Raw genomic sequence first — 23,508 nt, forward strand, 5'->3', positions numbered from 1 at the left:
GCGGGAGGGGAGGGGGATGCCAGGGTCAGGCCGCGGCGGAGACCGTCGCGGCGATCGCCGAGGTGAAGAACGTCAGGCCGTCGACGCCGGAGCGCATGGCCGCGGAGGTGTCGGGGCCGAAGCCCGGCTCTGTGGCGTGCTCGGGGTGCGGCATCAGGCCCACGACGTTGCCACGCTCGTTGGTCAGACCCGCGATGTCATTCAGAGATCCGTTCGGGTTGACGCCGAGGTAGCGGAACGCGACCAGGCCCTCGCCTTCGATGCGCGCGAGCGCGTCGGCGGCGGCGACATACCCGCCCTCGCCGTTCTTGAGCGGGATGACGATCTCCTGGCCCTTGTCGAACCCGCTGGTCCAGGCGGTGTCGGAATTCTCGACGCGCAGCCGCTGGTCTCGGCGCACGAACTGCTGGTTGGAATTGCGGATCAGCCCGCCCGGCAGCAGGTGCGCTTCGACGAGCATCTGGAAGCCGTTGCAGATGCCGAGCACCGGCATGCCCTTGCCTGCGGCATCCTTGACCGCCGCCATGATCGGCGAGAGCGCCGCGATGGCGCCCGAGCGCAGGTAGTCGCCGTAGCTGAAGCCGCCCGGCAGCACCAGGGCGTCGACCCCGTCGAGGTCGTGCGAGCCGTGCCACAGAGCGACCGGCTCGGCACCGGCGTGACGGATCGCGCGCTGCGCGTCGCGGTCATCGAGCGAGCCGGGGAACGTGATGACCCCGATGCGGGTGGTCATTCGACGACCTCGATGCCCACGACATCCTCGATCACGCCGTTCGAGAGGATCTCGTCCGCGATGCGGCGGGCCTTCGCGAGCGTCGCTTCGTCGACCTCACCTTCAACGGTCAGTTCGAACCGCTTGCCGATGCGCACACCGGTGAATGCATCCTCACCCAGCCGCGCGAGCGCGCCGGCGACGGCCTTTCCCTGCGGATCGAGCAGTTCGGCCTTGGGCATGACGTCGACGACGATGGTGGGCATTCAAAGCTCCGGATGTCGCGGATAGGGTTCCCCTTCATCCTACGGTGCCCGCCCAGCCCTGAACCTCTGCTCGCTCGCCGCCGCTCAGATGCAGTCTCACGGATCTCTGAAACCGGGGTTGACATTCGTGGGAGCGCTCCCATAGAGTGCATGATCGTGACGTGGGAGCGCTCCCACAGCGAGACGGAGCGCCATGCGGCACAGCACCCATCTCTTCCACAAAGGAGTGACACCCGTGAGAACGCAAGCACTGCGACGGACCGCAATCGTTGCGGCCGTGGCATCCACCGCAGCCGTCGTGCTGGCCGGCTGCGCCGGCAGCACCTCGGGCTCCGACGACGCCGGTCAGAAGATCACCCTGACCGTCACGACGTTCGGTGCCATGGGCCTGGACGGACTGTACAAGCAGTACGAGTCGGACCACCCGAACATCACGATCAAGGCCACCAACATCGACACGGGCGGCAACGCACTGACCGACTGGCAGACCAAGCAGGCCGCGGGCGCAGGACTCCCCGACGTGCAGGCTGTCGAAGAGGGATGGCTCAGCAAGGTCATGCAGGTGAGCGACTCGTTCACCGACCTGCGCAAGTACGGGGCCGACAAGATCAGCGACCAGTGGGTCGACTGGAAGGTCAAGGAGGCCACCGACAAGGACGGCCGCATCATCGGCTACGGCACCGACATCGGCCCCGAAGGCCTCTGCTACAACAGCAAGCTGTTCGCCGCCGCCGGTCTGCCCACCGACCGCGCGGACGTCGCCAAGTACTTCGGCGGCGCCGACGCGACGTGGGAGAAGTTCTTCCAGATCGGCAAGCAGTACCACGACAAGACCGGCAAGGCCTGGTATGACCAGTCCGGCTTCGTCTGGAACTCGATGGTCAACCAGCTGCCCGAGGGCTACTACACTGCCGACGGCAAGCTGAACGTCAAGGACAACGCGCAGCTGAAGGCTCGCTGGGCGCTGCTCGCGCAGGGCGCGGCCGACGGCCTGAGCAGCAACCAGACCCAGTGGGACTGGGGCCAGGGCAAGGCGTTCCTCGACGGCTCGTTCGCGACATTCGTGTGCCCGGGCTGGATGCTCGGCAACATCAAGGGACCGGCCGAGGCCGCCGGCGGCGGCGCCGACAGCGGTTGGGACTTCGCCGACGTGTTCCCGGGCGGACCGGCGAACTGGGGCGGCTCGTTCCTGACCGTGCCGACCACCTCGAAGCACCCGAAGGAGGCTGCGGCGCTGGCCGAGTACCTGACCAGCGAGAAGTCGCAGGTCGCCGCGTTCCAGGCCGCGGGCACGTTCCCGAGCAACCTGGCCGCGCAGAAGGACCCGGGCGTGACCGGTCAGAGCGACCTGACGAAGTTCTTCAACGGTGCTCCGGTCGGCCAGATCCTGGCAGCCCGCGCGCAGGGTGTCGTGGCCCAGTACAAGGGCCCGGACGACTCGGTGATCCAAGAGCAGGTCTTCGGTCCCAGCGTCCAGCTGCTCGATTCGGGCAAGGCGAATGGCCAGCAGGCATGGGATAGCGCCATGAAGCTGCTCGACCAGCTCGTCGTCAACAAGTAGTCCCCCTTTTCTCGGCGGCCCCCGCCTTTCCCCCCGATACCGCGGGGGCCGCCGAGAAAGACCCAGACGATCGAGAAGGCCATGACCACCACGCTCTCGTCGCCGCCGCGCCCCGCTGCCGGCGACGCCGCCCGCCCCGCCGGCACGTCGCCGCGATCCGCATTCCGTCAGCGGCTCAGCCGCTGGGATGTGCGCTATTCGCCCTACGCCTACGTCGCCCCGTTCTTCATCCTGTTCGGCCTGGTCGGCCTGTTCCCGTTGCTGTACACGTTCGTCGTGTCGCTGAACGACTGGAACCTCTTGACCGGCCCGGGTGACTGGGTGGGCTTCGACAACTTCGCCGCCGAACTGACAGATCCGCTGTTCTGGAACTCGGTGTTCAACACCTTCAGCATCTTCTTCCTCTCGGCGATACCGCAGCTGATCGCCGCGATCGTGCTGGCGGCAGTGCTCGACCAGCACCTGCGCGCCAAGACTTTCTGGCGCATCTCGGTGATCCTGCCCTACGTGGTCACCCCGGTCGCCGTCACGCTGATCTTCAGCAGCATGTTCAGCGAGAAATACGGCCTCATCAACAACCTCCTCGAGGTCATCCACCTGCCGGCCGTGATGTGGAAGACCGACACCCTGCCCAGTCACCTCGCCATCGCGACCATGGTCAACTGGCGCTGGACCGGCTACAACGCCCTGATCCTTCTGGCCGCGATGCAGGCCGTGCCGCGCGACATCCACGAGTCGGCCGCGATCGACGGAGCCGGAGCGGTGCGCAGGTTCTTCTCGATCACGATCCCCAGCATCCGTCCCACGATCATCTTCGTCGTGATCACCGCCACGATCGGCGGACTGCAGATCTTCACCGAGCCGAAGCTGTTCAACGCGGCAAGCGCGATCCCCGGTGGTCCACAGCGGCAATATCAGACCACCGTGCTCTATCTCTGGGATCTCGCGTTCAACCGTCAGTCGTTCGGAAAGGCCTCCGCCGTCGCGTGGATCCTGTTCCTGATGATCGTGGCGATCGGCGTGATCAACTTCCTCCTCTCGCGCAGCATCGCCGGAGCCGAGACACGCGCATCCTCGCGCCGCGTGCAGCGCCGCCTCGCGCGCGCCGCGGCCGCCCAGGCGGCCGCCCAGGCGGCGACGGAGGCACGAGTCCCGGATGCCGCGACCGTCGCGTCCGCATCTGAAAGGGGCATCGAATGACCGTGCAGGCACCCACCGCCACCTCGACGGTGACGGCACACGCCCGTGCTCCGCGGCCGGCCCCGCGTCGCCGCGGCCGCGGCCGCATCGGCATCGACCGCCGCCCCGGCTGGTTCGCCTACACGCTGGTGTCGGTGTTCTTCATCGCCGGCGCGTACCCGCTGTACTGGTCGTTCATCATCGGCGCGACCGGCAACAAAGCGCTCACCGAGACCTGGCCCCCGCTGCTTCCCGGCGGACAGTTCTGGAAGAACACAGCGGCCGTGTTCGACACGGTGCCGTTCTGGCTGGCACTGGGCAACTCCGTGATCGTGTCGACCGTGATCGCGGCATCCGTCGTGTTCTTCTCGACCCTGGCCGGCTATGCGTTCGCGAAGCTGCGGTTCCGGGGGCGTGAGGGCCTCATGGTGTTCGTCATCGCGACGCTCGCCGTGCCCACGCAGCTGGGCATCATCCCGATGTTCATGGTCATGAAGGAGCTCGGCTGGACCGGCACGCTCGGTGCGGTCATCGTGCCGACGCTGGTGACCGCGTTCGGTGTGTTCTTCATGCGCCAGTACCTGGTCGATGTCATCCCCGACGAGCTCATCGAGGCCGCGCGCATGGACGGCGCGAGCATGATCGGCACGTTCTGGCACGTCGGCATGCCCGCCGCGCGCCCCGCCATGGCGATCCTCGGCCTGTTCACGTTCATGACCGCCTGGACCGACTACCTGTGGCCGCTGCTGGTCGTGCCGCAGAACCCGACCCTCCAGGTGGCGTTGAGCCAGCTGCAGTCGGCGCGATACGTCGACTATTCCATCGTGCTGGCCGGTGCGGTCCTTGCCACCCTGCCGCTGCTGGCGGTCCTGATCGTTGCCGGAAAGCAGCTGGTCGGTGGCATCATGGCCGGAGCGGTGAAAGGTTGACCGTGCGCCGCAGTCCCGTATCGCTTCGCACCCGCCCCGAGAGAGGAACCCGCCCCGCATGAGCGCGAGCACCCGCCCCTTCCCGTCCGACTTTCTGTTCGGCGCCGCCACCGCGGCGTACCAGATCGAGGGCGCGCACGACGAGGACGGCCGCCGTGACTCGATCTGGGACGCGTTCTGCCGCGTGCCCGGAGCTGTCGTCGGCGGTGACAACGGCGACGTCTCGTGCGACCACTATCACCGCTATCGCGAGGACGTCGCGCTCATGAAGCGCATGGGGCTGCAGTCCTACCGGTTCTCGACGTCGTGGGCGCGTGTGCGCCCGGACGGCGGCGCGCTGAACCCTGCAGGGGTCGCGTTCTACGAGCGCCTGGTCGACGAGCTGCTGGATGCCGGCATCCGGCCGTGGCTGACTCTCTATCACTGGGACCTGCCCGACGCGCTGCAGGCTCGCGGCGGCTGGACCGTGCGTGAGACCGCCGACCGGTTCACGGAGTACGCCCTGGACCTGCACGACGCGCTCGGTGACCGGGTGGACGTGTGGACGACCCTGAACGAGCCGTGGTGTGCGTCATTCCTCAGCTACACCGGCGGTGAGCACGCCCCCGGCCACACCAGCGTCGAGGAGGGCCTGCTGGCAGCGCACCACATGCTGCTCGGCCACGGGCAGGTCGTGCGCGAGCTGCGTTCCCGCGATGCGGGGCTGAACCTGGGCCTGACGCTGAACCTCACCGTCGCCGACGCGGTCGACCCGGCCGACCCGGCCGACGCCGACGCGGCGCGACGCATCGACGGCCAGTTCAACCGCTGGTTCCTCGACCCGGTGTTCCGCGGCGCATACCCCTCCGACGTCGTCGAAGACATCCGGCAGGTCGATGCCGGGGCGGTCGGGCGGTTCGAACAGGCGGTGCGTCCGGGCGACCTCGCGGTGATCGCGGAACCGATCGACACCCTCGGCGTGAACTACTACCACGGCGAGTACGTCGGCGGCCGGCCCTCGCCGGAGCCGGTGCCGGCCGGCGACGCCCCCAGCACGCGGGAAGTGGCATCCCCCTTCCCCTCGCACGAGGGCATCTTCTGGCACGAGCGCGGGCTCGCCCGCACCGCGCAGAACTGGGAAGTGCAGCCCGAAGGGCTCACCCGTCTGCTGCTGCGCGTGCACGAGGAGTACTCCGCCCCGGCGAACGTCGCCCTGTACGTCACCGAGAACGGCTCGGCGTACGAGGACGAGCTCGTCGTCGAGTCGGGCCAGCGGCGCGTGCACGACAGCGACCGGGCCGCGTATCTGACGGCGCACCTGGGTGCGGTGCTGGATGCGGTGGATGCCGGAGCCGACGTGCGCGGCTACTTCGCCTGGTCGCTGCTGGACAACTTCGAGTGGGCCTGGGGCTACGCGAAGCGGTTCGGAATCGTCCACGTGGACTACGACACGCTCGAGCGCACGCTCAAGGACAGCGGGCGCACGTACGCCCAGGTCATCGCGGCACGGGCGCTGGACGACGCGGCAGTGCCCGCGTTGGACAACGCCGCCCGGTAGCATCCCTCACGGGGGAAGAACCGATGGCGGCAGCAACGGCACGAGCGACGGTGACGATCGAAGAGGTCGCCGCCGCCGCCGGAGTGTCACGGTCGACGGTCTCGCGCGTGGTGAACGGGTCCAGCGCGGTCAGCCCTGAGGCGCTCGAGGCGGTGCAGCGTGCGATCGCCGCGTTGAACTACGTGCCCAATCGCGCGGCCCGGTCGCTGGCCAGCAGGCAGACTCTGGCGATCGCGCTGGTCGTGCCCGAAGACACCGCGCGGTTCTTCGGCGACCCGTTCTTCGCCTCGATCGTGTCGGGCATCAACGACCGGCTGATGCTCAGCGACTACGTGCTGAACCTGTTCATCGCCAGCGATGACCCCGGCCGCAAGATGACCAGCTATCTGCGCGGCGGCAACGTCGACGGCGCCATCATCGTGTCGCACCACACCAGCGACGTGTTCGTCGGTCTGATCAATGCCGCCATGCCCGTCGTCTACGGCGGCCGGCCTGTGCGCCACCACGAGGACGACTACTACGTCGACGTCGACAACGTCGCCGGCGGGCGGGACGCCACGGCCTACCTGGTCGGGCGGGGTCACACCCGCATCGCCACGATCACCGGGCCCCTGACGATGCAGGCGGCCATCGACCGGTTGCAGGGCTTCCGCGAGGTGCTGGCCGCGGCGGGGCTGCCGGTGGCCGGTGTCGCCGAAGGCGGGTGGACGGCGTCCGGGGGAGCCGACGCGATGCGTGCCATCCTCGACGCCGGGCCCGCGCCGGATGCGGTGTTCGTCGCCAGCGACCTGATGGCGGAGGGGGCGATGCGCGCCCTGCGCGAGCGTGGCCTGCGTGTGCCCGATGATGTGGCGATCCTCGGCTTCGACGACTCGCCGATCGCGACGTCGGTCACGCCCGCGCTGAGCACGATGCGTCAGCCCTCGCACCACCAGGGCGAGCAGATGGCCGACGTGCTGCTGCAGGTGCTGGCCGGGGGCCGGCCGCCGCACGCGACGATCCTGCCGGCCGAGCTCGTGGTGCGCGCGTCAGCCTGACCGCCCGCCCGTTCCGCCCGCTCGCCCCGCGTCTCCCGCGTCGAAATCATGTGTGTTCGACGCGCACACACGGGTTTGACGTCAATCCGATGTGTCGCCGACGAACACACATGATTTCGACCCAGGGAGGGATGCCGCGGCCCGGTTGTCGCGTCAGCCCGCGGCGCGCGTGACCAGCTCGGCGAGGCGATCCTGCTCGGCCTGGCCCACGCCGAGGATCGCGTACGAGGTGGGCCACATCTGACCGTCGTCGAGCTGCGCCGCCGACTCGAAGCCGAGCGTTGCGTAACGGTCTTTGAACTTCGCCGCCGGCTTGAAGAACAGCACGACCTTTCCGTCGCGCGTGTAGGCCGGGAACCCGTACCAGGTCTTCGACCCGAGCTGCGGGGCGACCGAGGTCACGATCTCGTCGAGCTTCTCTGCGATCGCGCGGTCGGCCGGCTCCATGCCGGCGATCGCGTCGAGCAGGTCCTGCCGGTCGATCGCGGCCTTCTCGGCGGGCGACTTGCCCTTGCGCTCCTGCGCCTTCAGCTCTGCGGCGCGCTGGCGCATGGCGGCGCGTTCGTCGGCGTTGAATCCGGATTTCGTGTTGCGTTCAGGGCTCATGACGGCAACGATACGGATGCCGCGATCCGCCCGCTTCTCGAATCCTGCTCAGCCGGTGAGAGATGTGAGGATGGGGGAGTGCTCGACTCACTCGCCCTGCCCACCGACCTCGCGCTGCCCCACGGATCCGTGACGGTCCGGCGTGCGACAGCGCGCGACCTGCAGGCGATCATGCGTCTGCTGGCCGACGACCCGATCAGCGCGGCGCGCGGAGATGAGAACAGCGGCGCCGACGAGCACGTGTACGCGCGAGCGCTGGCCGCGATCATCGATGATCCGTCGAACGAGCTGATCGTCGTCGTCGAGCCTGACGGAGAGATCGTCGGCACGTTGCAGCTGACGTCGATTCCGGGTATGTCGCGTCGCGGCAGCACGCGCCTGCTGGTCGAAGCGGTGCGTGTGGCCGGCGACCGCCGATCCGAAGGCATCGGCGGGGCGGTGATGCACTGGGTGATGGATGCCGCAGCCCCCGCGCTCGGTGCAAGCCTGGTGAAGCTCACATCCGACGCCGCCCGCACCGACGCACACCGCTTCTACAGGCGGCTCGGCTTCGCCGAGTCCCACGTCGGCTTCACATACCGCGTCGCCCGCTGACGGGCCGCGCAGCAATCCTGCCGCGTCGCCCGGTGCCCGCGCACTACGGGGCAGCGTCGTCGGCAGCGTCGTCGGCAGCGTCGCCGGGCGCGTAGCGCCGCAGCGAGCTCTCGACGTTCTGCGTCGCTGCGCGGGCGCTGGGCACGTATCCGAGCACCGCGCCGGTGAAGCATTCTGCATCGAGGGTTCGCAGGGTCAGGTCCGTGCGGGCGGTGACCGTCGCGGTGCGCGGCGTGCTGCGCAGCAGCGCGATCTCGCCGAAGCCTTCACCGGCTCCGAGCGTGGTGATCCGTCGTCCCGCACCCCAGACATCCGCCTCTCCGGACTCGATGACGTAGTAAAGGTCGCCCACGTCGCCCTGTGCGAACACCGTCTCGCCGGTGGATGTCGTCACCGTCTGCAGCCCGCGGGCGAGCTGTTCGACGGCGGGCAGCGGCAGCGGGTCGAGCATCGGCACGTTCTGCAGCAGTCCGATCTCGGCGTCCAGCGCCGCCACCGAACGGTCGAGCGTGCGCAGGCGCCACCACGACGCGACAGCCAGTGCCGGGCAGAGCAGCCCGATGGCGATCAGCGCGACTTCGATGCTGAACCACTGGATCAAGGCCGAGGCGAGCATCGATCCGGCACCCGTGGCGATCGCGCCGAGGCTCTCGAGCAGCGTGAACACCCGGGCCATCGCCGTGTCGGGTGCCAGCCGGCCGATCAGCGTGAAGCCGGCCGCGTCGACCAGCGCGTTGCCGGCACCGACCAGCGCCAGCATGGATAGGGCGGTCGCCTGCTGTGGAAATACGCCGATCAGGGCGAAAGGCAGGCCCCAGAGGCCGATGCCGATCGCGAACCAGGCGCCCAGCCGCCACGTGCTCACCAGAATCGATACCGCGAGCGAGCCGATCACCGCACCTGCGCCGAGGGCGGCCATGAGGGTTCCCGTGCCGGCCTCGCCCATGCTCAGCAGCTGGACGGCCACGACGACCGAGAAGACGATGAGCGCACCGCGGGTGAGGATCTGTGCGGTGGTCAGCGTGAGCACCAGGGTCAGGTCGCGGCGGTGGATGACGACCTGGATGCCCTCGATCGCCTCTCGCACCAGGGCGGGTCTTCGCTCCGGCGTCTGCCGCGCGGGCGCGTCATAGCGCAACCCGAAGACCAGCGCCGCGGCGCACAGTCCCGCCGCCCCGGAGACCGCCATGACCGCTGCGACGTTCACGGTGGCGATCAGCACGGCAGCCACAGCCGGACCGATGAGGTTCGCCGTCGAGTCCAGCAGCCCCCGCACGACGTTCGCACTGGTCAGCTCGCGTCCGCTGCGGCTCAGCGTCGGCAGCAGTGCGGAGTGCGCGGGCCGGTACAGGGTTGCGGGCACCGCAGAGGCTGCGGCCAGCAGCAGCACCACGGCGAGTGGGCCTGACATCGCCACCACGACGGCGGCGGCGATGAACGCCACCCCGCGCACGGCTGCCGCGAACACCAGCACGCGTTCGCGGCGTCCGCGATCGGCGAGCGGTGCCAGCAGCGGCGTCAGAAACGCCGACGGGGCCACCGTGATCAGTCCGACCAGGCCGACGGCGAGGGCGCCGCCAGAGGTGAACGCGACCACGCTCAGCGCGACAGTGAACGCGCACCCGGCGGTCCACTCGGCGAAGAAGCTCAGCTGTGCCCGGCGCAGGCTCGGGTTGCGCCAGTTGCTGGCGAACGCCGCGGCAGCTTCACCCAGTCTGCCGCGCGTCGGCCTGCGCCCCATGCGCACACTCTAGGACCTCGCGGCCCGCGGTGGCGAGCATGTATCGTGGCCGGCGGCCCACTCGCCGCGGCCGGTCGGCCGGCTCGCCGCGCTTCACACGCCCAGCCGGCGCCGTGTTCGCCCGTTCAGCCCGCTGCGTGCTCGGCTGCCGTCGCGTGCAGCGCGTTGTTCCAGGGGTCGCCGAAGCTCAGCGTGCGCCCGTCGTCGTGCACCTCGAATCCGTGGTGGCGCAGGCGCTCGCCGAGCTCGCCCAGAGCGTCGCCGCTCGGCAGTGCGAGGTCGATGCGTCCCAGGCCCAGCGCGGGCATCCGGGGTCCCGCACCGCGCGACCCCCAGACGTTCATCGCCATGTGGTGGTGGTAGCCGCCGGCACTCACGAACAGCGCCTGGTTGCCGAGCGTCGCGGTCGCATCGAACCCGAGGGCGTCGACGTAGAAGGCGCGGGCGGTCGCGACATCCCCCACCGACAGATGCACGTGACCGACGGATGCCGCGTCCTGTGCGGTCGATCCCGCCAGCGCCTGCTCGCTCAGATGCTCCTGCAGGTAGTGGTTCGGGTCGAGGAAGATCGTGGCCATCTCGACCTGGCCGTGCGTCCAGGACCATTCGCTGCGGGCGCGGTCCACGTACAGCTCGACGCCGTTGCCCTCGGGATCGGTGAAGTAGAACGCCTCGCTGACGAGGTGGTCGGCGCTGCCGGTGAACGTACCCGGCGCGCGGCGCGCGGTCGAGTACAGGGCGGCTGCCACCGCCTCCTGCGACTCGAACAGGATCGCCGTGTGGTACAGCCCCGCCGACCCGGCAGCGGCGTGGCGAAGGCTCGGCTCGTGGCGCAGGATCACGATGGCGCGGCCGGCACGACCGAGCGTCACGGTGTCGCCGTCGGCGCTCAGCACCTGCAGCGTCACGGCATCCCGGTAGTAGGCGGTCATCGCGTCGAGGTCGGCGACCAGCAGCGTCACTGCCCCCATCGCGGTGTCGGCGGCCAGTCGATCCGGGCGCTCGGTGCCCTGCGGAGCGAGGGGCGCTACGGAGAAGTCATTCATATGAATACATAACGCGCGGCATCCTCGCTCCATTCCCGCCGCGTCGACACCTAGGCGCCCTAGGCGCCCTGCGCGTCGACAGGGTCGCCGCCCAGCGGGCCGACCGCCGGGATCGGGCCGCCGTCGTCGGCGCCGGTCTTGCGCCACCGCGCGATCGCGTTGCCGCCGTGGTAGATCACGAGGGCGGCGGCCGCTCCCAGCACGATGCCGTTGAGGGTGAAGTCGCCCCAGCCCATCGTGAAGTTCGCGATGGCGACCACGAGCGCCACGGCACCCGTGTACTGGTTGACCGGGCGGGAGAAGTCGACGCGGTTGTCGACCCAGATCTTGATGCCGATGATCCCGATCAGGCCGTACAGCGCCGTGGTCGCCCCGCCCAGCACGCCGGCGGGGATCGTGTTGAACAGCGCGCCGATCTTCGGCGAGAGGGCGAGCAGGATGGCCACGAACCCCGCCACCCAGTACGCGGCCGTCGAGTACACGCGGGTCGCGGCCATCACGCCGATGTTCTCGCCGTACGTCGTGGTGCCCGAACCGCCGAACGTGCCGGCGATGACGGTGGACACACCGTCGGCGATCAGCGCCTTGCCGGTCTGCTCGTTGACCGACGTGTCGGTCATGGTCGCGACGGCCCGCACGTGTCCCACGTTCTCGGCGATGAGCACGAGCACCACGGGCAGGAACATCGCGATCGCAGCCCACGTGCCCGGGGCGGTGAAGTTCGCGAAGTGGAACTCGGGCAGCCCCACCCAGGTGGCGTCGTTCACGGCCTTCCAGTCGATCTGGTTCTGGAAACCGGCCACGACATAGCCGGCGACGACACCGAGGAAGATCGAGATGCGACCGAGGAAGCCGCGGAACAGCACGCTGAACAGGATGACCGCCGCGAGCGTCACCATCGCCGTCAGCGGCTGCTTCTGCACGTTGCCCCACGCTGCCGGCGCGAGGTTCAGGCCGATCAGGGCGACGATGGCTCCGGCGACCACGGGTGGCATGAAGCGGTCGACCCAGGCGATGCCGGCGAACTGCACGACGAAGCCGATGATCGCCAGCAGCACTCCGACCGCGACGATGCCCGCGAGGGCCGTGCCCATGCCGCTGGATGCCGTGGCCGCCGTCACCGGTGCGATGAAGGCGAACGAGGACCCGAGGTAGCTGGGCAGCTTGTTGCGGGTGACCAGCAGGAACAGGATCGTGCCGATACCCGAGAACAGCAGCGTGGTCGAGACCGGGAACCCGGTCAGGATCGGCACGAGGAAGGTCGCCCCGAACATCGCGACGACGTGCTGCGCGCCGATCGCTATCGTGGCGGGCCAGTTGAGACGTTCGCCGGGGTGCACGACAGCGCCGGGTGCGACGGTGCGGCCGTTGCCGTGCAGGGTCCAGAGGGGCATGCGGGCTCCAGAAAGGTCGGGGCGGAGGAGAGGAAGGCGGAGGTCGAGAACAGTGCCGCCGGGATGACTTTATCGGGGCCCACCCCCTTCGGACGGCACTAACGTCGAAGGTGCCTCTATGAAAGGAGCTCCATGAGCGAGTCCGAAATCCTCGATGTCCGAACGATGGTGCCCGCGCAGCGCCACGTGACCATCTTCGAGAAGTACGGCGCCCTGGAACCGGGCCAGTCCTACATCCTCGTCAACGACCACGACCCGAAGCCGCTGTACTACCAGTTCGAGGCCGAGCACGCCGGTCGCTACTCGTGGCAGTACCTCGAAGAGGGTCCTGAGGTGTGGCGCGTCGAGATCGGTCGCCCCGCCGCCGAGTGACCTCGTCCGCGTCGTCAGTGATGCGGTGCGGTGAGCCGTTCGATGAGTTCGCGATAGCGCGCAGCCGTCTGCTGCACGATCTCGGCGGGCAGCGTCGGCGGCTCACCGGTCTTGTCCTCCCCGCGCTCACTCGCCGCATCGCTCACGCGCGGCGCCGAGCCTCCGGGCGCGTGGGTCCAATGCGCGGCCAGCCAGTTGCGCACGATCTGCTTGTCGAAGCTCGCCATGCGCTCGTCGGGTGTCGACCCGGTGCGCCAGGCCTCGGCATCCCAATACCGTGACGAATCCGCCGTCAGCACTTCGTCGGCCAGCGTGATCGTGCCGTCGGCGGCCACGCCGAACTCGAACTTCGTGTCGGCCAGGATCAGCCCGCGGTCCAGGGCCGTCGCCGCCGCACGCCGATAGACGTCGATCGACAGGTCGCGGATCGCCGCTGCGTGTTCGGCCCCGACCAGGTCGACCGTCTGGGCGAACGTGATGTTCTCGTCGTGTTCGCCCATCGGCGCCTTGTGCGCGGGCGTGAAGATCGGCTGCGGCAGCCGGTCGCCGTTCGACAGGCCCTCCGGCAGCGGGATGCCGCAGACAGTGCCGCTCTGCTGGTATTCGGCCCATCCCGACCCGGTGATGTAGCCGCGCACCACGCACTCGACGGGCAGCATGTCCAGGGCCTGCACGACCATCGCGCGCCCGGCCACGGCATCCGGAACAGTCGCGCCGTCCACCAGATGGTTCGGGATCGGCGTGCCTCCGTCGGCGCCGGCCAACTGGTCGAACCACCACAGGCTCAGCGTCGTCAGCAACGCGCCCTTGTCGGGGATGCCCGGCGACAGCAGGTAGTCGAACGCGCTCACGCGGTCGCTGGCGACCACGAGCAGGCGCCCGGTGCCCGCGCCCTCGTCGCCCGAGGGCGTGTACAGATCTCGGACCTTGCCGGAGTAGGAGTGAGTCCAGCCGGGCAGTTCTACGGGAGTGGTCACATGCCCATCTTCCCATCCTGGTGTCCGGGCGAAGGTATATAGTCCAGGCGGACTAATCGACCTGGAGTAACCGATGGCGAAGGATGCTGCGCTCACCCCGTTGGCTGTGATGGTGCTCGCGCTGCTGCGCGAGGGGGACATGCATCCGTACGAGATGATCCGGTTGCTGCGCCATCGACGCGCCGACCGTATGGTCACCTTCACCAACGGGACGTTCTACCACACGGTCGCGCGGCTCGAACGCGACGGGCTGATCGCCGAGGTCGGTGTGGATCGTGAGGGCAATCGTCCTGAACGCACGACCTACACGCTGCAGGACGAGGGCACCGAAGCGGTCGCCGGCTGGGTGCGCATGCACCTCGGGAACGGTGCGCGATCGCCCGACTTGCGCGTCGCGCTCGCCGAGGCCCACAATCTCGAGCGCGCCGAGGTCGTCGCGCTGATGACGACCCGCCGCAGCGAGTTGAGCGCAGAACTGGAGACGCTCGAAGCAGGGCTCGCGTACGTCGAGCGCATGCAGATCGCCGACCAGTTCGTCGTCGAGGTCGACCGGCAGGCCGCCCTCGTGGCCGCAGACCTGGCCTGGACCGACTCGTTCCTGGAGCGCCTCGCGCGCCCCGATTTCCTGTGGGGGATCACCGATCTTCCACCCCGACACCGCGATGCCCATCTGGCTCTGCGAAAGGCAGCACAGCAATGACCGAGACTTCCGCCGCCGCACCGGGTGCGGCATCCTCGCTGCGCGGCCATCAGCCCCGCAGCCCCTGGCCCGCACTGTGGGCGATGGTGGTCGGGTTCTTCATGATCCTGGTCGACACCACGATCGTGTCGGTGGCCAACCCCGCCATCAAGGCCGCTCTCGACCCCGACACGAACAATCTCGACAATGTCGTGTGGGTCACCAGCGCCTACCTGCTCGGCTATGCCGTGCCTCTGCTGATCACCGGGCGACTGGGCGACAGGTTCGGGCCGAAGAACCTGTACCTGATCGGTCTCTCGCTGTTCACGCTGTGTTCGCTGGGCTGCGGCCTGTCGACGTCGCTGACGATGCTGATCGCGTTCCGGGCCGTGCAGGGCGTGGGCGCATCGATGCTGACCCCGCAGACGATGGCCGTGATCACCCGCACGTTCCCGCCGAACCAGCGCGGCGCGGCGATGGGCCTGTGGGGCGCCACTTCGGGCGTCGCGATGCTCGTGGGCCCGCTGGCCGGCGGCCTGCTCGTGGACGGCTTCGGGTGGGAGTGGATCTTCTTCGTCAACCTGCCGGTCGGCGTCATCGGCTTCGTGCTCGCCGTGATCCTCGTGCCCAAGCTCCCCACCCACCGGCACCGTTTCGACATGGTGGGCGTCGTGCTGTCGGCGGCGGCGCTGTTCTTCATCGTGTTCGGTCTTCAAGAGGGCGAGAAGTACGACTGGGGTGCGATCTGGGGTCCGATCACGGTGTGGCAGCTGATCGTGTTGGGCGTCGCGCTGCTGGGAGTGTTCATCTGGCAGCAGGCCAAGACCCGCAGCGAGCCACTCGTGCCGCTCAGTCTGTTCCGTGACCGCAACTTCTCGGTGTCGAACCTCGGGATCGCACTGGTCGGGTTCACCGTGACGGCGATGACGCTGCCGATGATGTTCTTCATCCAGCTGGCACGGGGCCTGACCCCGACCGAATCGGCATTGCTGATGATTCCGATGGCGGTGCTGGCGGGCGTGCTCTCACCGTTCGCCGGTCGCCTGCTGGACCACGTCGACTCGCGCCTGCTGCTCGTGCCGGGGATCGTCCTGTTCTCGGGCGCGCTGTTCTGGTACGCGGCGCTGAGCAACATGGACACCCCGGTCTGGATGTTCCTGCTGCCCTCGGCCGTGATGGGCCTCGGCAGCGCCGGGCTGTGGGGGCCGCTGGCGACCACCGCGACGCGCAGCCTCGAGCCGCGCCAAGCCGGCGCAGGGTCGGGCATCTACAACACGACCCGCACGATGGGTTCGGTGCTCGGATCGTCGGCGATCGCCGCGTTCATGCAGGCGCGTCTGACGGCGAACCTGCCTGGCGCCGCCGACCACGCCGGTGGGTTCGGTGATGTGAAGCAGCTGCCCGACATGATCGCGGGACCCTTCGCCTCGGCCATGGCGCAATCCATGCTGCTGCCGGCCATCGTGATGGCGATCGGTGTGATCGTCGTGCTGTTCATGAAGGACCCGACGGCGCGCGCGGCCGCCGACTGGCAGCACGCGCACGCGGATTCGTAGGCCGGTCAGTCCATGTCGGCGGGGTCGATCGGGGCGTGGTGGTCCCATGCCTCGACGCCTTCGCGCCAGTAGCCGGTGACGGTGAACTGCTCGCGCGGCAGGTTCAGGGTGTGGCGCAGGTGCCGTCGCAGAGAGAGGAGAGTGGATGCCTCGCCCGCCGCGAACACGTAGGTCGAGGCATCCACTCCCACCGCCGTGAGGGCGGCGACGAGGTCGGCGCCGGATGCGGAGGTGCGGGCCGAGTGCAGGCCGAACCCACGGCTCTTCGCCTCGGCCGTGCTGTGCGCGTCCCTGCTGAGCGCCTTGTGCAGGTAGGAGCGGCCGGCATCGAGGTCGGGCACGTCGGCGATGATCTCGACCGCTGTCGTCGCGGGCAGCTCGGCCAGCCACCGGGCGGCCGACGGCAGGGAGGTGCCGTCCACGATGAGCACCACGCGGGGTGCGTTGCGCGTCACGGCCTTCGAACCGCGGGGACCGACCAGAACCAGCGTGTCGCCGAGCTTCGCCTGGACGATGTAGCGGGCCGCGGGACCCGGCCCCTGGTGGATGAGGATGTCCAGGTCGACGAGGCGCCGCCCGTCCTCGTCACGCACGTTCAATGGGGTGAAGTCGCGGCCGAACATCTCGGCCTGTGGCCGGATCACGCCCTCTTCACCGGGGCCCGCGGCCACCGGGGCGACGACCCGGCCGGTCACGGGATCGGGAAAGAACGTGCGCGTGTGATCGCTCGGCCCGTCGCTGCGGAAATCAGCGAAGTCGGGGCCCGTGACCGTCACGCGGACGTAGTCCGGCGTGAGCGGCTCGAGGGCGACGATCGTCGCCTCGCGTGCGGTGAACCGGTGCCGGGCACCACCTCGGTAGAAGGGCCCGTCGGCCTCCGTCGTCGGCGCGGCTGCGGCATCCGTCATGGGTGTTCTCCTTCGTTGCCGCGTGTGCGTCGCGGCGCACTGACCAGCCTATGGCGTGGTTCTTGCGGCGGGCATTGCGCGGGCCAGGCTGGCGCGTGCAGAGCTCAGAAAGTGCGGATCGGGCTCGTGAACGCCGCGTCCGACTGCCCCGAGGCGATCAGCGCGTCCAGTTCGGCGATGACCTCGGTCGTGTAGGCGGCGGCATCCAGCGTGCTGGGCGGCACGTCGCCGCGCAGGAATGCGAGCATGCCGTCTCGCAGCGCATCGTCGGACTGCTCCACGATGCGGATGGTGTCGCCCGGCAGTGCGTCGCGCACCGATCCGAACGCCGTCGACACGATCGGCAGCGAGCACAGCGCGGCTTCCAGGAGCACCATGGGCTGCCCCTCGTACGTGCTGGAGAGCACGAAGCAGTCGGCCGCGGCCAGGATCGGGAACGGATTGCGCCGCAGGCCCGTCAGGAACGCGGCATCCGTCAACCCCGCCTCCGAGACCTGTCGCGAGAGATCGGCGAACAGCGGGCCGGCACCCACGATCGCCAGCCGCGCCTCGGGGTGCTGCGCGTGCACCTGCGCGAATGCACGCAGCAGGCGGGCGTGGTTCTTCTCGGTCGACAGGCGCCCGACCGACACGAACCACCTCGTCTCGTGCGCGGGCGACGAGAGCTCGCTCACCCACGCCGGGGTCGGTTCCTCGGGCTCGAGCACGCTGGCCAGCGGCTCGGCCGCGCTGCGCACGACCCGCTCGACGTCGGGCAGGTTGCGCACTGTCGTGAACCGCTCGGGCGGCGCGTATGCGGCCAGGCCGGCACGGTTGAGCCGGGTCAGCTCCGGGGCCACCGAGACCAGGTGATCGAACGACCGGTACATCGAGAACACGAGGCCCAGCGCGCGCTTGAGATGCTGGCGGCCCGCGACGGTGCGCTCACGGTCGGCCGCCATCTCGTTGTGCAGCCACACGGCCCGCGGCGCGTTCGGCGAGTGCAGCAGCAGATTCGTCCAGATGGGGCTGTATCCGCTGAAGTCGGCGACCCAGTCGAACCGTGCCGAGCCGAACACGCGTGACCACTCGGCATCCCACAGTGCCGTGTGCCAGCGCTCGTCTCGCGGGGCAGGCGGCAGCCCGCGGCGGTTGCGGGCGTGCCGGCGCAGCTGCACGGCCTTGGACCCGTTCATCCCTCCGATGCGGAAGACCTGCCGCACCGCGGGGTGGATGCGCGTGCGGTTGAGCAGCGGATCCTCGGCGCGGAACAGCGGCATCAGCGCCGTCACGTCGTACTTCTCGTGGTCGATCGCATTGAGCAGGTTCACGATCGAGGTCGTGATGCCGTTCGAGCGCATGCCGCCGACATAGAAGAGCAGGCGCTTGCGTCCGTCGGCACGGGCCGCGCGCACACGGCGGCCGGATGTCACACCCCGGAACACGATGTCCACCACGCGCTGGGTGACCTGGCCGTCCTCGAACGGCGTGAAGCGCTCGACCCATTCGGCGTAGCGCTCGTGCGCGTCATGCGTCCCGTCCAGCAGCCCGCGCACATGCGCGCCGGCCTCTGCGGCGTCGGCGGTGACCGGACCGGGCAGCTGGTCCAGCGGCAGATACGTGCCGCGGCCTTCGGCATAGGCGTCCGCATCGGGAGTGAAGAAGACGATCGGCCGGCCCGTCGCCAGATAGTCGAAGAAGATCGACGAATAGTCGGTGACCAGTGCGGCGGCGGCGCCCAGCGTCACGTTGGTGGGGATGGTGTTGGGAACCAGGATGCTGCGCAGGCCCGGCCGCGATGCCGCCAGGGAGTGCACGATCTGGTGCGTCTTCAGCAGCACGACCGCCTCGTCGCCGAGGGCCGTCTGCATCGCGGAGGTCTGCGCGGCCAGATCGTCGAGTCCGTCGGCGGGATCGCTGAACGAGGCTCCGCGCCAGGTCGGGGCGAACAGCACGATCGGCTTGTCGTCGACCGCGATGCCGGCGCGCGTCAACTCCGTGCGCACATCCCCCAGCTGCGCGTCGGTCAGGCGCTGCCGATCGATGCGCGGGTAGCCCTCTTCGATGATGCGACCCTGATAGATGTTGCGCAGGCGATAGGCGTCTTCGTACATGGTCTCGGCCATGAACGGGTTGGCGGCCAGCACGAAATCTGACGCCAAGAGGTTGCGCAGCGTGTTGGCGGACTCGATCGCGCCATTGGGCATGTCGAAGCCCATCAGCTTCAGCGGAGTGCCGTGCCACGTGTTCAGGTACACCTGCCCCGGCCTCTTTCCGAAGGCGGGCGGGAAGGTCGCGTTGTTGACCAGGTATCCGGCCGTGGACAGCTCGCGCCAGTAGCCGAACGACCCGCGCCGCACGCAGCGCACCCGGGGGTTCGCGGCGAACTCGGCCTCGAAGCGGGCGATGGCCTGCTCGTCGTCGATGGACCACACGTGCGTGAGATGGTCGAAGTCGGGCCGGTTCAGCAGATGACGGAAGATCGCCTCGGGGTTGCACAGCACTCCGTTGCCGGCGAACGACTCGTACAGCACGGTGTCGTGTGCGATGGGCTTCGATCGCGCGTACGCGATGCGTTCGGCCCGTACCGCCTTTCCGGCGCGCGACACGTAGCGATTGAGGCGGCCGGGCAGCGGAAGGTTCACGACATTCGAGCGTAGACCGCGTGCCCTCCCGGTCCCTGGGAACCAGGGTGAGGGTTACGCGCTCGTTACTCCGCACGCGCCTGGACGGTTGCTATGAGTACCGGTGCGGGCGTGCGGGGGAGGGCATAGCCTGACCCCATGCGCGCAGGCATCCACCTCTGGAACTACACGATGCCGGGGCAGCCGGCATCCATCCCCGCGGCCGTCGCCGAGACCGCCCGCACTGCCGAAGACGGCGGGTTCGACCAGTTCACCGTCATGGACCACTGGTTTCAGATGGAGAGATCCGGCGACCCCGCCCAGCCGATGCTCGAGGCGTTCTCGACGCTCGCCTTCGTGGCGGCGCAGACGCAGCGGATGCGGCTGTCACCGCTCGTGGTCGGTGTGACCTACCGGCATCCAGGCCTGCTGGCCAAGACCATCACGACGCTGGACGTGCTCAGCTCCGGGCGGGCGGCGCTCGGCATCGGCGCTGCCTGGTACGAGCGCGAGCACCACGGGCTGGGCGTGCCGTACCCGGTGCTGTCGGAGCGGTTCGAGCGGCTGGAAGAGGCGATCCGCATCGCGCTGCAGATGTGGAGCGACGACGACGGAGCGTTCGAGGGCGCGCACTACCGCCTGGCCGAGACCCTCAACCGTCCGACGGCGGTCAGCACCCCGCATCCGCCGATCATGGTGGGCGGCAAGGGTGAGCGCAAGACGCTGCGCATCGCCGCGCAGTACGCGCAGATCGTGAATCTGATGACCGCCGACCCCGACGAGGCGGTGCACCTGCTCGAAGTGCTGCGTCGGCACTGCGATGCCGTCGGCACCGACTTCGACGCGATCGAGAAGCAGGTCATGGGCACCCGGCTCGACCCCGCCGACGCGGACTTCTGGCCGCTCATGCAGCGCTTCGCCGATGCGGGCATCGACCTGGTGGTGTTCGGCGTGCGCCCCGGCGCGCAGGTGGAGTCGACCGAGACGCTGGCCACCGACGTCGTGCCGCGCCTGCGGGAGCTGTGAGGCGTGGTCGATGACCGGCTCGCGCAGTCGTTCCGCTTGATCGGCGCGGACTACCACCGTTACCGGCCGGGGTTTCCGGATGCCGCAGCCGCGGCGATTCTGCCGCGACGAGTCGATGCGGTGCTCGACCTGGGTGCCGGCACCGGCAAGTTCACCGGGCTTCTCGCGGGGCGCGCCCGGCGCGTGTACGCCGTCGAACCGTCGGAGCAGATGCTCGCCGTGCTGCGCGCCACCCTGCCGGCGGTCGACGCGCGGATCGGCAGCGCCGAGCACATCCCGCTCGCCGACGCGAGCGTGGATGCGGTGACCGTCGCTCAGGCCTTTCACTGGTTCGACCGAGACCCGGCGTGTGCCGAGATCGCACGGGTGCTGCGCGCCGGCGGCGTGCTCGGAATGCTGTGGAACGACGCCGATCCGGCGTGCACGTGGGACCGTGCCTGCCACCGCATCGCGCACCCCGGTCTCGTGGGCGAGGGCGGTGAGCCGTCCGCGGCATCCGACCTCGCCGTGGCAGCTGAACCGCCCACGGCGTCCGATCCGGCCGCGATCATCGGCGAGTTGCCGGGTTTCGCATTCGAGCGCATGACCACCCACCCCTGGTCGGAGCGCATCACCCGCGACGACTACGTGCAGCGATGGCTCACGGTCAGCTCCTTCCTCGCGGCTGATCCCCCGATGCGCGCGCAGATGGTCGCGGCCGTCGAGCAGGTGCTCGACACGGACCCGGCCACTGCCGGGCGGGCCGCGTTCACGTTGCCTCAGATCACGGACGTGTTCGTCTACCGCGTGCTCAGCTGACTTTGAGGTTCACGCCTTCCCGATACTGTTATGGTGTCTATAAACAGTAGAAGGGAAATCGGTGCACATCGTCGTCTCGAGTTCGAGTGCCGTGCCGATGTACGAGCAGATCAAGGCTCAGATCAGCGACGCGATCCTCGGCGGCGAGGTCGGCGTGGGCGAGATGCTTCCGTCGCTGCGGCAGCTGGCCGCGCAGCTGCGCGTGAGCATCATCACGGTCACGAGGGCATACAACGAGCTGGTCGCCCTCGACCTGGTCGCCAATGAGCACGGGCGCGGATTCGTGGTCTGCGCCATCCCTGCGGCCACCGCCGCGGGGATCGTGGCCGAACGAATCGATGACGCCGTCAGAGACGTCGTGGACGCCGGGCGGGCAGCCAGGCTGGACCTGGCCGCGCTGGTGGGAAAGGTGGAGGCAGAGTGGAAGACACGAAAGTAGGCGTTGAGCGTATGAACGACGTCGCGCGCGTGCGCGGGTTGCGAAAGCGGCTGGGGGATTTCGAGCTGCGAGACGTGGACCTGTCGCTGCCGGCCGGCTACGTGACCGGACTGGTGGGGCCCAACGGATCGGGCAAGACGACGCTGATCCGCAGCTTGCTCGGCCTGGCTCTGCCGGACGCCGGCGAGGTCACAGTCCTGGACTCCCCGCACCCGCAAGCGGTGATCGACCGGATCGGCGTCGTCCTCGATCGGGTCACCGCCGTGCCGGAGTGGCGCGCGGGAAAAGTGGGAGCGCGTGTGCGGCCGCTGTTCGCCCGCTGGGACGAGGCACGTTTCGGTGAGCTGTTGGATCGGTTCGACATCCCGAAGCGCACGCGCGTGGGCGACCTGTCCCGCGGACAGTCGGTGAAGCTGGCGATGGCCATGGCCCTCGCCCATGACCCGCTCCTTCTCATCCTGGACGAGCCGTCCAGTGGGCTGGACCCGGTGGCCCGGCGGGAGCTGGCCGATGTGATCCGCGAGTTCATGCTCGACGGCGCCCACACGGCACTGTTCTCGACGCACATCACCACCGACCTCGACAATCTCGCCGATCATCTGATCGTGATGTCGCACGGCGCGATCGCCTACCGGGGCACCCTCGAACAGGCCCGGGACGAGTTCGCGGTCGTTCGCGGTCGCGGCGGGCTCGCACCGGATGCCGCAGCCGCTGTGATCGGCATCCGCTGGGGCCTCGGCCGTGAGTTCGAAGGCCTCATCCACATGGCCGACTCTGCGCTGTTCGGCCCGGACATCGACCTGCTGCCGGCCACCACCGACGACATCGTCGTCGGCTTCGCCGGTGGGGGCTCAGGCAACGCCGACGGTCGCGCGCCACGCCGGCAAGGAGGCGCGGCATGATCGCCTTCACTCGATTCGACATGCGTACCGTGATCTCGGCGGCACCGGTCCGCGTTCTGCTGTTCATCATCGTCGTCGCGATGATCGGAGCGACGATCCCCTTCTCCGGCGCCGCGATCGTGTGCGGCGGATATATGAGCACCATCATGCTCACCTATGCGTTCCTCATCGACGAGCGCGGCAACATGAACGCGCTCTACGCGCTGTCGAGCGTCGGGCGCACGGCGGTGGTCATCGGCCGGTATCTCACGGGTGTCGTGTTCGCGCTGGTGGGCAGCGTCATCGGACTGGTGGTCGCGTTCGTGCTGGCGCTGGTGCGCCGGCAGACGCTGGACTGGTCGACCATCGGCTTCATGGTCGTGATCACCGTCGTGGTCACCGCGATCGCGATCGCCCTGCAGCTGCCCTGGTTCTTCCTGGTGGGGTACACGCGAGGACGGCCGATCCTGTTCGTCCTTCTCATCGTGTTCCTGGCGTTCGCGTTGCTGGCCAATAAGACGCATCTGCTCGACGGCATCGCGACGTGGTCGAACGCCACGGCTCCGGCCGGCCTCGTGGTGGCGCTCATCGCCGGCGCGGTGGTGCTGATGGTCGCATCGGCGGCTTTCGCGAACAGGCTGTTCGCCCGGCGGGACCTGTGACCGCC

At 69.0% G+C, this 23,508-nt stretch carries 23 protein-coding genes; 14 read left to right on the forward strand and 9 right to left on the reverse strand.

Features of this window, described 5'->3' with window-relative positions:
* Window positions 1-25: 25 nt before the first annotated feature.
* Both purQ and purS read right to left on the reverse strand, forming a co-directional pair.
* Window positions 26-733, reverse strand: coding sequence for a phosphoribosylformylglycinamidine synthase subunit PurQ (gene purQ, locus QU603_RS00545; RefSeq protein ID WP_308492550.1), 708 nt, complete (start codon window positions 731-733; stop codon window positions 26-28).
* Entirely contained in the window at window positions 730-978 is a 249-nt protein-coding gene (gene purS, locus QU603_RS00550) for a phosphoribosylformylglycinamidine synthase subunit PurS (protein WP_308492551.1), read from the reverse strand. The genes purQ and purS overlap by 4 nt, the downstream gene beginning before the upstream one ends.
* A gap of 235 nt (window positions 979-1,213) precedes the next feature.
* Between purS and QU603_RS00555 the strand changes: the two genes are divergently transcribed.
* The 5 genes from QU603_RS00555 (at window position 1,214) to QU603_RS00575 (ending at window position 7,221) form a co-directional block, all read left to right on the forward strand.
* Window positions 1,214-2,539, forward strand: coding sequence for an ABC transporter substrate-binding protein (locus QU603_RS00555; protein WP_308492552.1), 1,326 nt, complete (start codon window positions 1,214-1,216; stop codon window positions 2,537-2,539).
* Between the two features lie 81 nt (window positions 2,540-2,620).
* A complete protein-coding gene (locus tag QU603_RS00560) occupies window positions 2,621-3,739 on the forward strand; it encodes a carbohydrate ABC transporter permease (RefSeq protein ID WP_308492553.1) in 1,119 nt (372 codons plus the stop codon).
* Complete coding sequence (locus tag QU603_RS00565) at window positions 3,736-4,647, forward strand: carbohydrate ABC transporter permease (protein WP_308492554.1); 912 nt, start codon at window positions 3,736-3,738, stop codon at window positions 4,645-4,647. Before QU603_RS00560 ends, QU603_RS00565 begins: the two co-directional genes overlap by 4 nt.
* A 58-nt stretch (window positions 4,648-4,705) precedes the next feature.
* Window positions 4,706-6,184, forward strand: coding sequence for a GH1 family beta-glucosidase (locus tag QU603_RS00570; protein WP_308492555.1), 1,479 nt, complete (start codon window positions 4,706-4,708; stop codon window positions 6,182-6,184).
* A 23-nt stretch (window positions 6,185-6,207) separates the two neighbouring features.
* Window positions 6,208-7,221, forward strand: a complete 1,014-nt coding sequence (locus QU603_RS00575) for a LacI family DNA-binding transcriptional regulator (protein ID WP_308492556.1) — start codon at window positions 6,208-6,210, stop codon at window positions 7,219-7,221.
* 153 nt (window positions 7,222-7,374) lie between these two features.
* Here the strand turns inward: QU603_RS00575 and QU603_RS00580 are convergent, their stop codons facing one another.
* Window positions 7,375-7,827, reverse strand: a complete 453-nt coding sequence (locus QU603_RS00580; protein ID WP_308492557.1) for a DUF1801 domain-containing protein — start codon at window positions 7,825-7,827, stop codon at window positions 7,375-7,377.
* A gap of 78 nt (window positions 7,828-7,905) precedes the next feature.
* Here QU603_RS00580 and QU603_RS00585 point away from each other — a divergent pair, with 78 nt between their 5' ends.
* Window positions 7,906-8,421, forward strand: a complete 516-nt coding sequence (locus QU603_RS00585) for a GNAT family N-acetyltransferase (protein ID WP_308492558.1) — start codon at window positions 7,906-7,908, stop codon at window positions 8,419-8,421.
* A gap of 43 nt (window positions 8,422-8,464) precedes the next feature.
* Here the strand turns inward: QU603_RS00585 and QU603_RS00590 are convergent, their stop codons facing one another.
* From QU603_RS00590 to QU603_RS00600, 3 genes are all read right to left on the reverse strand, one after another.
* Window positions 8,465-10,162, reverse strand: coding sequence for an MFS transporter (locus QU603_RS00590; protein ID WP_308492559.1), 1,698 nt, complete (start codon window positions 10,160-10,162; stop codon window positions 8,465-8,467).
* A gap of 125 nt (window positions 10,163-10,287) precedes the next feature.
* Window positions 10,288-11,208, reverse strand: a complete 921-nt coding sequence (locus QU603_RS00595) for a VOC family protein (protein WP_308492560.1) — start codon at window positions 11,206-11,208, stop codon at window positions 10,288-10,290.
* Window positions 11,209-11,267: 59 nt separating this feature from the next.
* Window positions 11,268-12,602 carry a uracil-xanthine permease family protein gene (locus QU603_RS00600; protein WP_308492561.1) on the reverse strand — a complete coding sequence of 445 codons (1,335 nt, stop codon included), beginning with the start codon at window positions 12,600-12,602 and terminating at the stop codon, window positions 11,268-11,270.
* 132 nt (window positions 12,603-12,734) lie between these two features.
* On the opposite strand from QU603_RS00600, the gene QU603_RS00605 reads away from it, so the two are divergent.
* A complete protein-coding gene (locus QU603_RS00605; protein ID WP_308492562.1) occupies window positions 12,735-12,974 on the forward strand; it encodes a DUF2249 domain-containing protein in 240 nt (79 codons plus the stop codon).
* Between the two features lie 14 nt (window positions 12,975-12,988).
* On the opposite strand, the gene QU603_RS00610 is transcribed toward QU603_RS00605, so the two are convergent.
* Complete coding sequence (locus QU603_RS00610; protein ID WP_308492563.1) at window positions 12,989-13,951, reverse strand: phosphoribosylaminoimidazolesuccinocarboxamide synthase; 963 nt, start codon at window positions 13,949-13,951, stop codon at window positions 12,989-12,991.
* 73 nt (window positions 13,952-14,024) lie between these two features.
* On the opposite strand from QU603_RS00610, the gene QU603_RS00615 reads away from it, so the two are divergent.
* On the forward strand, window positions 14,025-14,651 hold the full coding sequence (locus QU603_RS00615; protein WP_308492564.1) for a PadR family transcriptional regulator: 627 nt from the start codon (window positions 14,025-14,027) through the stop codon (window positions 14,649-14,651).
* Complete coding sequence (locus QU603_RS00620) at window positions 14,648-16,186, forward strand: DHA2 family efflux MFS transporter permease subunit (protein WP_308492565.1); 1,539 nt, start codon at window positions 14,648-14,650, stop codon at window positions 16,184-16,186. The genes QU603_RS00615 and QU603_RS00620 overlap by 4 nt, the downstream gene beginning before the upstream one ends.
* A 5-nt stretch (window positions 16,187-16,191) precedes the next feature.
* On the opposite strand, the gene QU603_RS00625 is transcribed toward QU603_RS00620, so the two are convergent.
* Both QU603_RS00625 and QU603_RS00630 read right to left on the reverse strand, forming a co-directional pair.
* A complete protein-coding gene (locus QU603_RS00625) occupies window positions 16,192-17,094 on the reverse strand; it encodes a siderophore-interacting protein (RefSeq protein ID WP_308492566.1) in 903 nt (300 codons plus the stop codon).
* 104 nt (window positions 17,095-17,198) lie between these two features.
* Window positions 17,199-19,718, reverse strand: coding sequence for a CDP-glycerol glycerophosphotransferase family protein (locus QU603_RS00630; protein ID WP_308492567.1), 2,520 nt, complete (start codon window positions 19,716-19,718; stop codon window positions 17,199-17,201).
* A gap of 138 nt (window positions 19,719-19,856) precedes the next feature.
* On the opposite strand from QU603_RS00630, the gene QU603_RS00635 reads away from it, so the two are divergent.
* From QU603_RS00635 to QU603_RS00655, 5 genes are all read left to right on the forward strand, one after another.
* Entirely contained in the window at window positions 19,857-20,723 is an 867-nt protein-coding gene (locus QU603_RS00635; RefSeq protein WP_308492568.1) for an LLM class F420-dependent oxidoreductase, read from the forward strand.
* 3 nt (window positions 20,724-20,726) lie between these two features.
* A complete protein-coding gene (locus QU603_RS00640) occupies window positions 20,727-21,521 on the forward strand; it encodes a class I SAM-dependent methyltransferase (RefSeq protein WP_308492569.1) in 795 nt (264 codons plus the stop codon).
* 61 nt (window positions 21,522-21,582) lie between these two features.
* Window positions 21,583-21,960 (forward strand): GntR family transcriptional regulator, encoded by a 378-nt coding sequence (locus tag QU603_RS00645; protein WP_308492570.1) that lies wholly within the window; start codon window positions 21,583-21,585, stop codon window positions 21,958-21,960.
* Complete coding sequence (locus QU603_RS00650) at window positions 21,942-22,862, forward strand: ABC transporter ATP-binding protein (protein ID WP_308492571.1); 921 nt, start codon at window positions 21,942-21,944, stop codon at window positions 22,860-22,862. The genes QU603_RS00645 and QU603_RS00650 overlap by 19 nt, the downstream gene beginning before the upstream one ends.
* Complete coding sequence (locus QU603_RS00655; RefSeq protein WP_308492572.1) at window positions 22,859-23,503, forward strand: ABC-2 transporter permease; 645 nt, start codon at window positions 22,859-22,861, stop codon at window positions 23,501-23,503. The genes QU603_RS00650 and QU603_RS00655 overlap by 4 nt, the downstream gene beginning before the upstream one ends.
* The last annotated feature ends 5 nt before the right edge of the window (window positions 23,504-23,508 follow it).

This window comes from Microbacterium terrisoli (genome assembly GCF_030866805.1).
GTDB lineage: Bacteria > Actinomycetota > Actinomycetes > Actinomycetales > Microbacteriaceae > Microbacterium > Microbacterium terrisoli.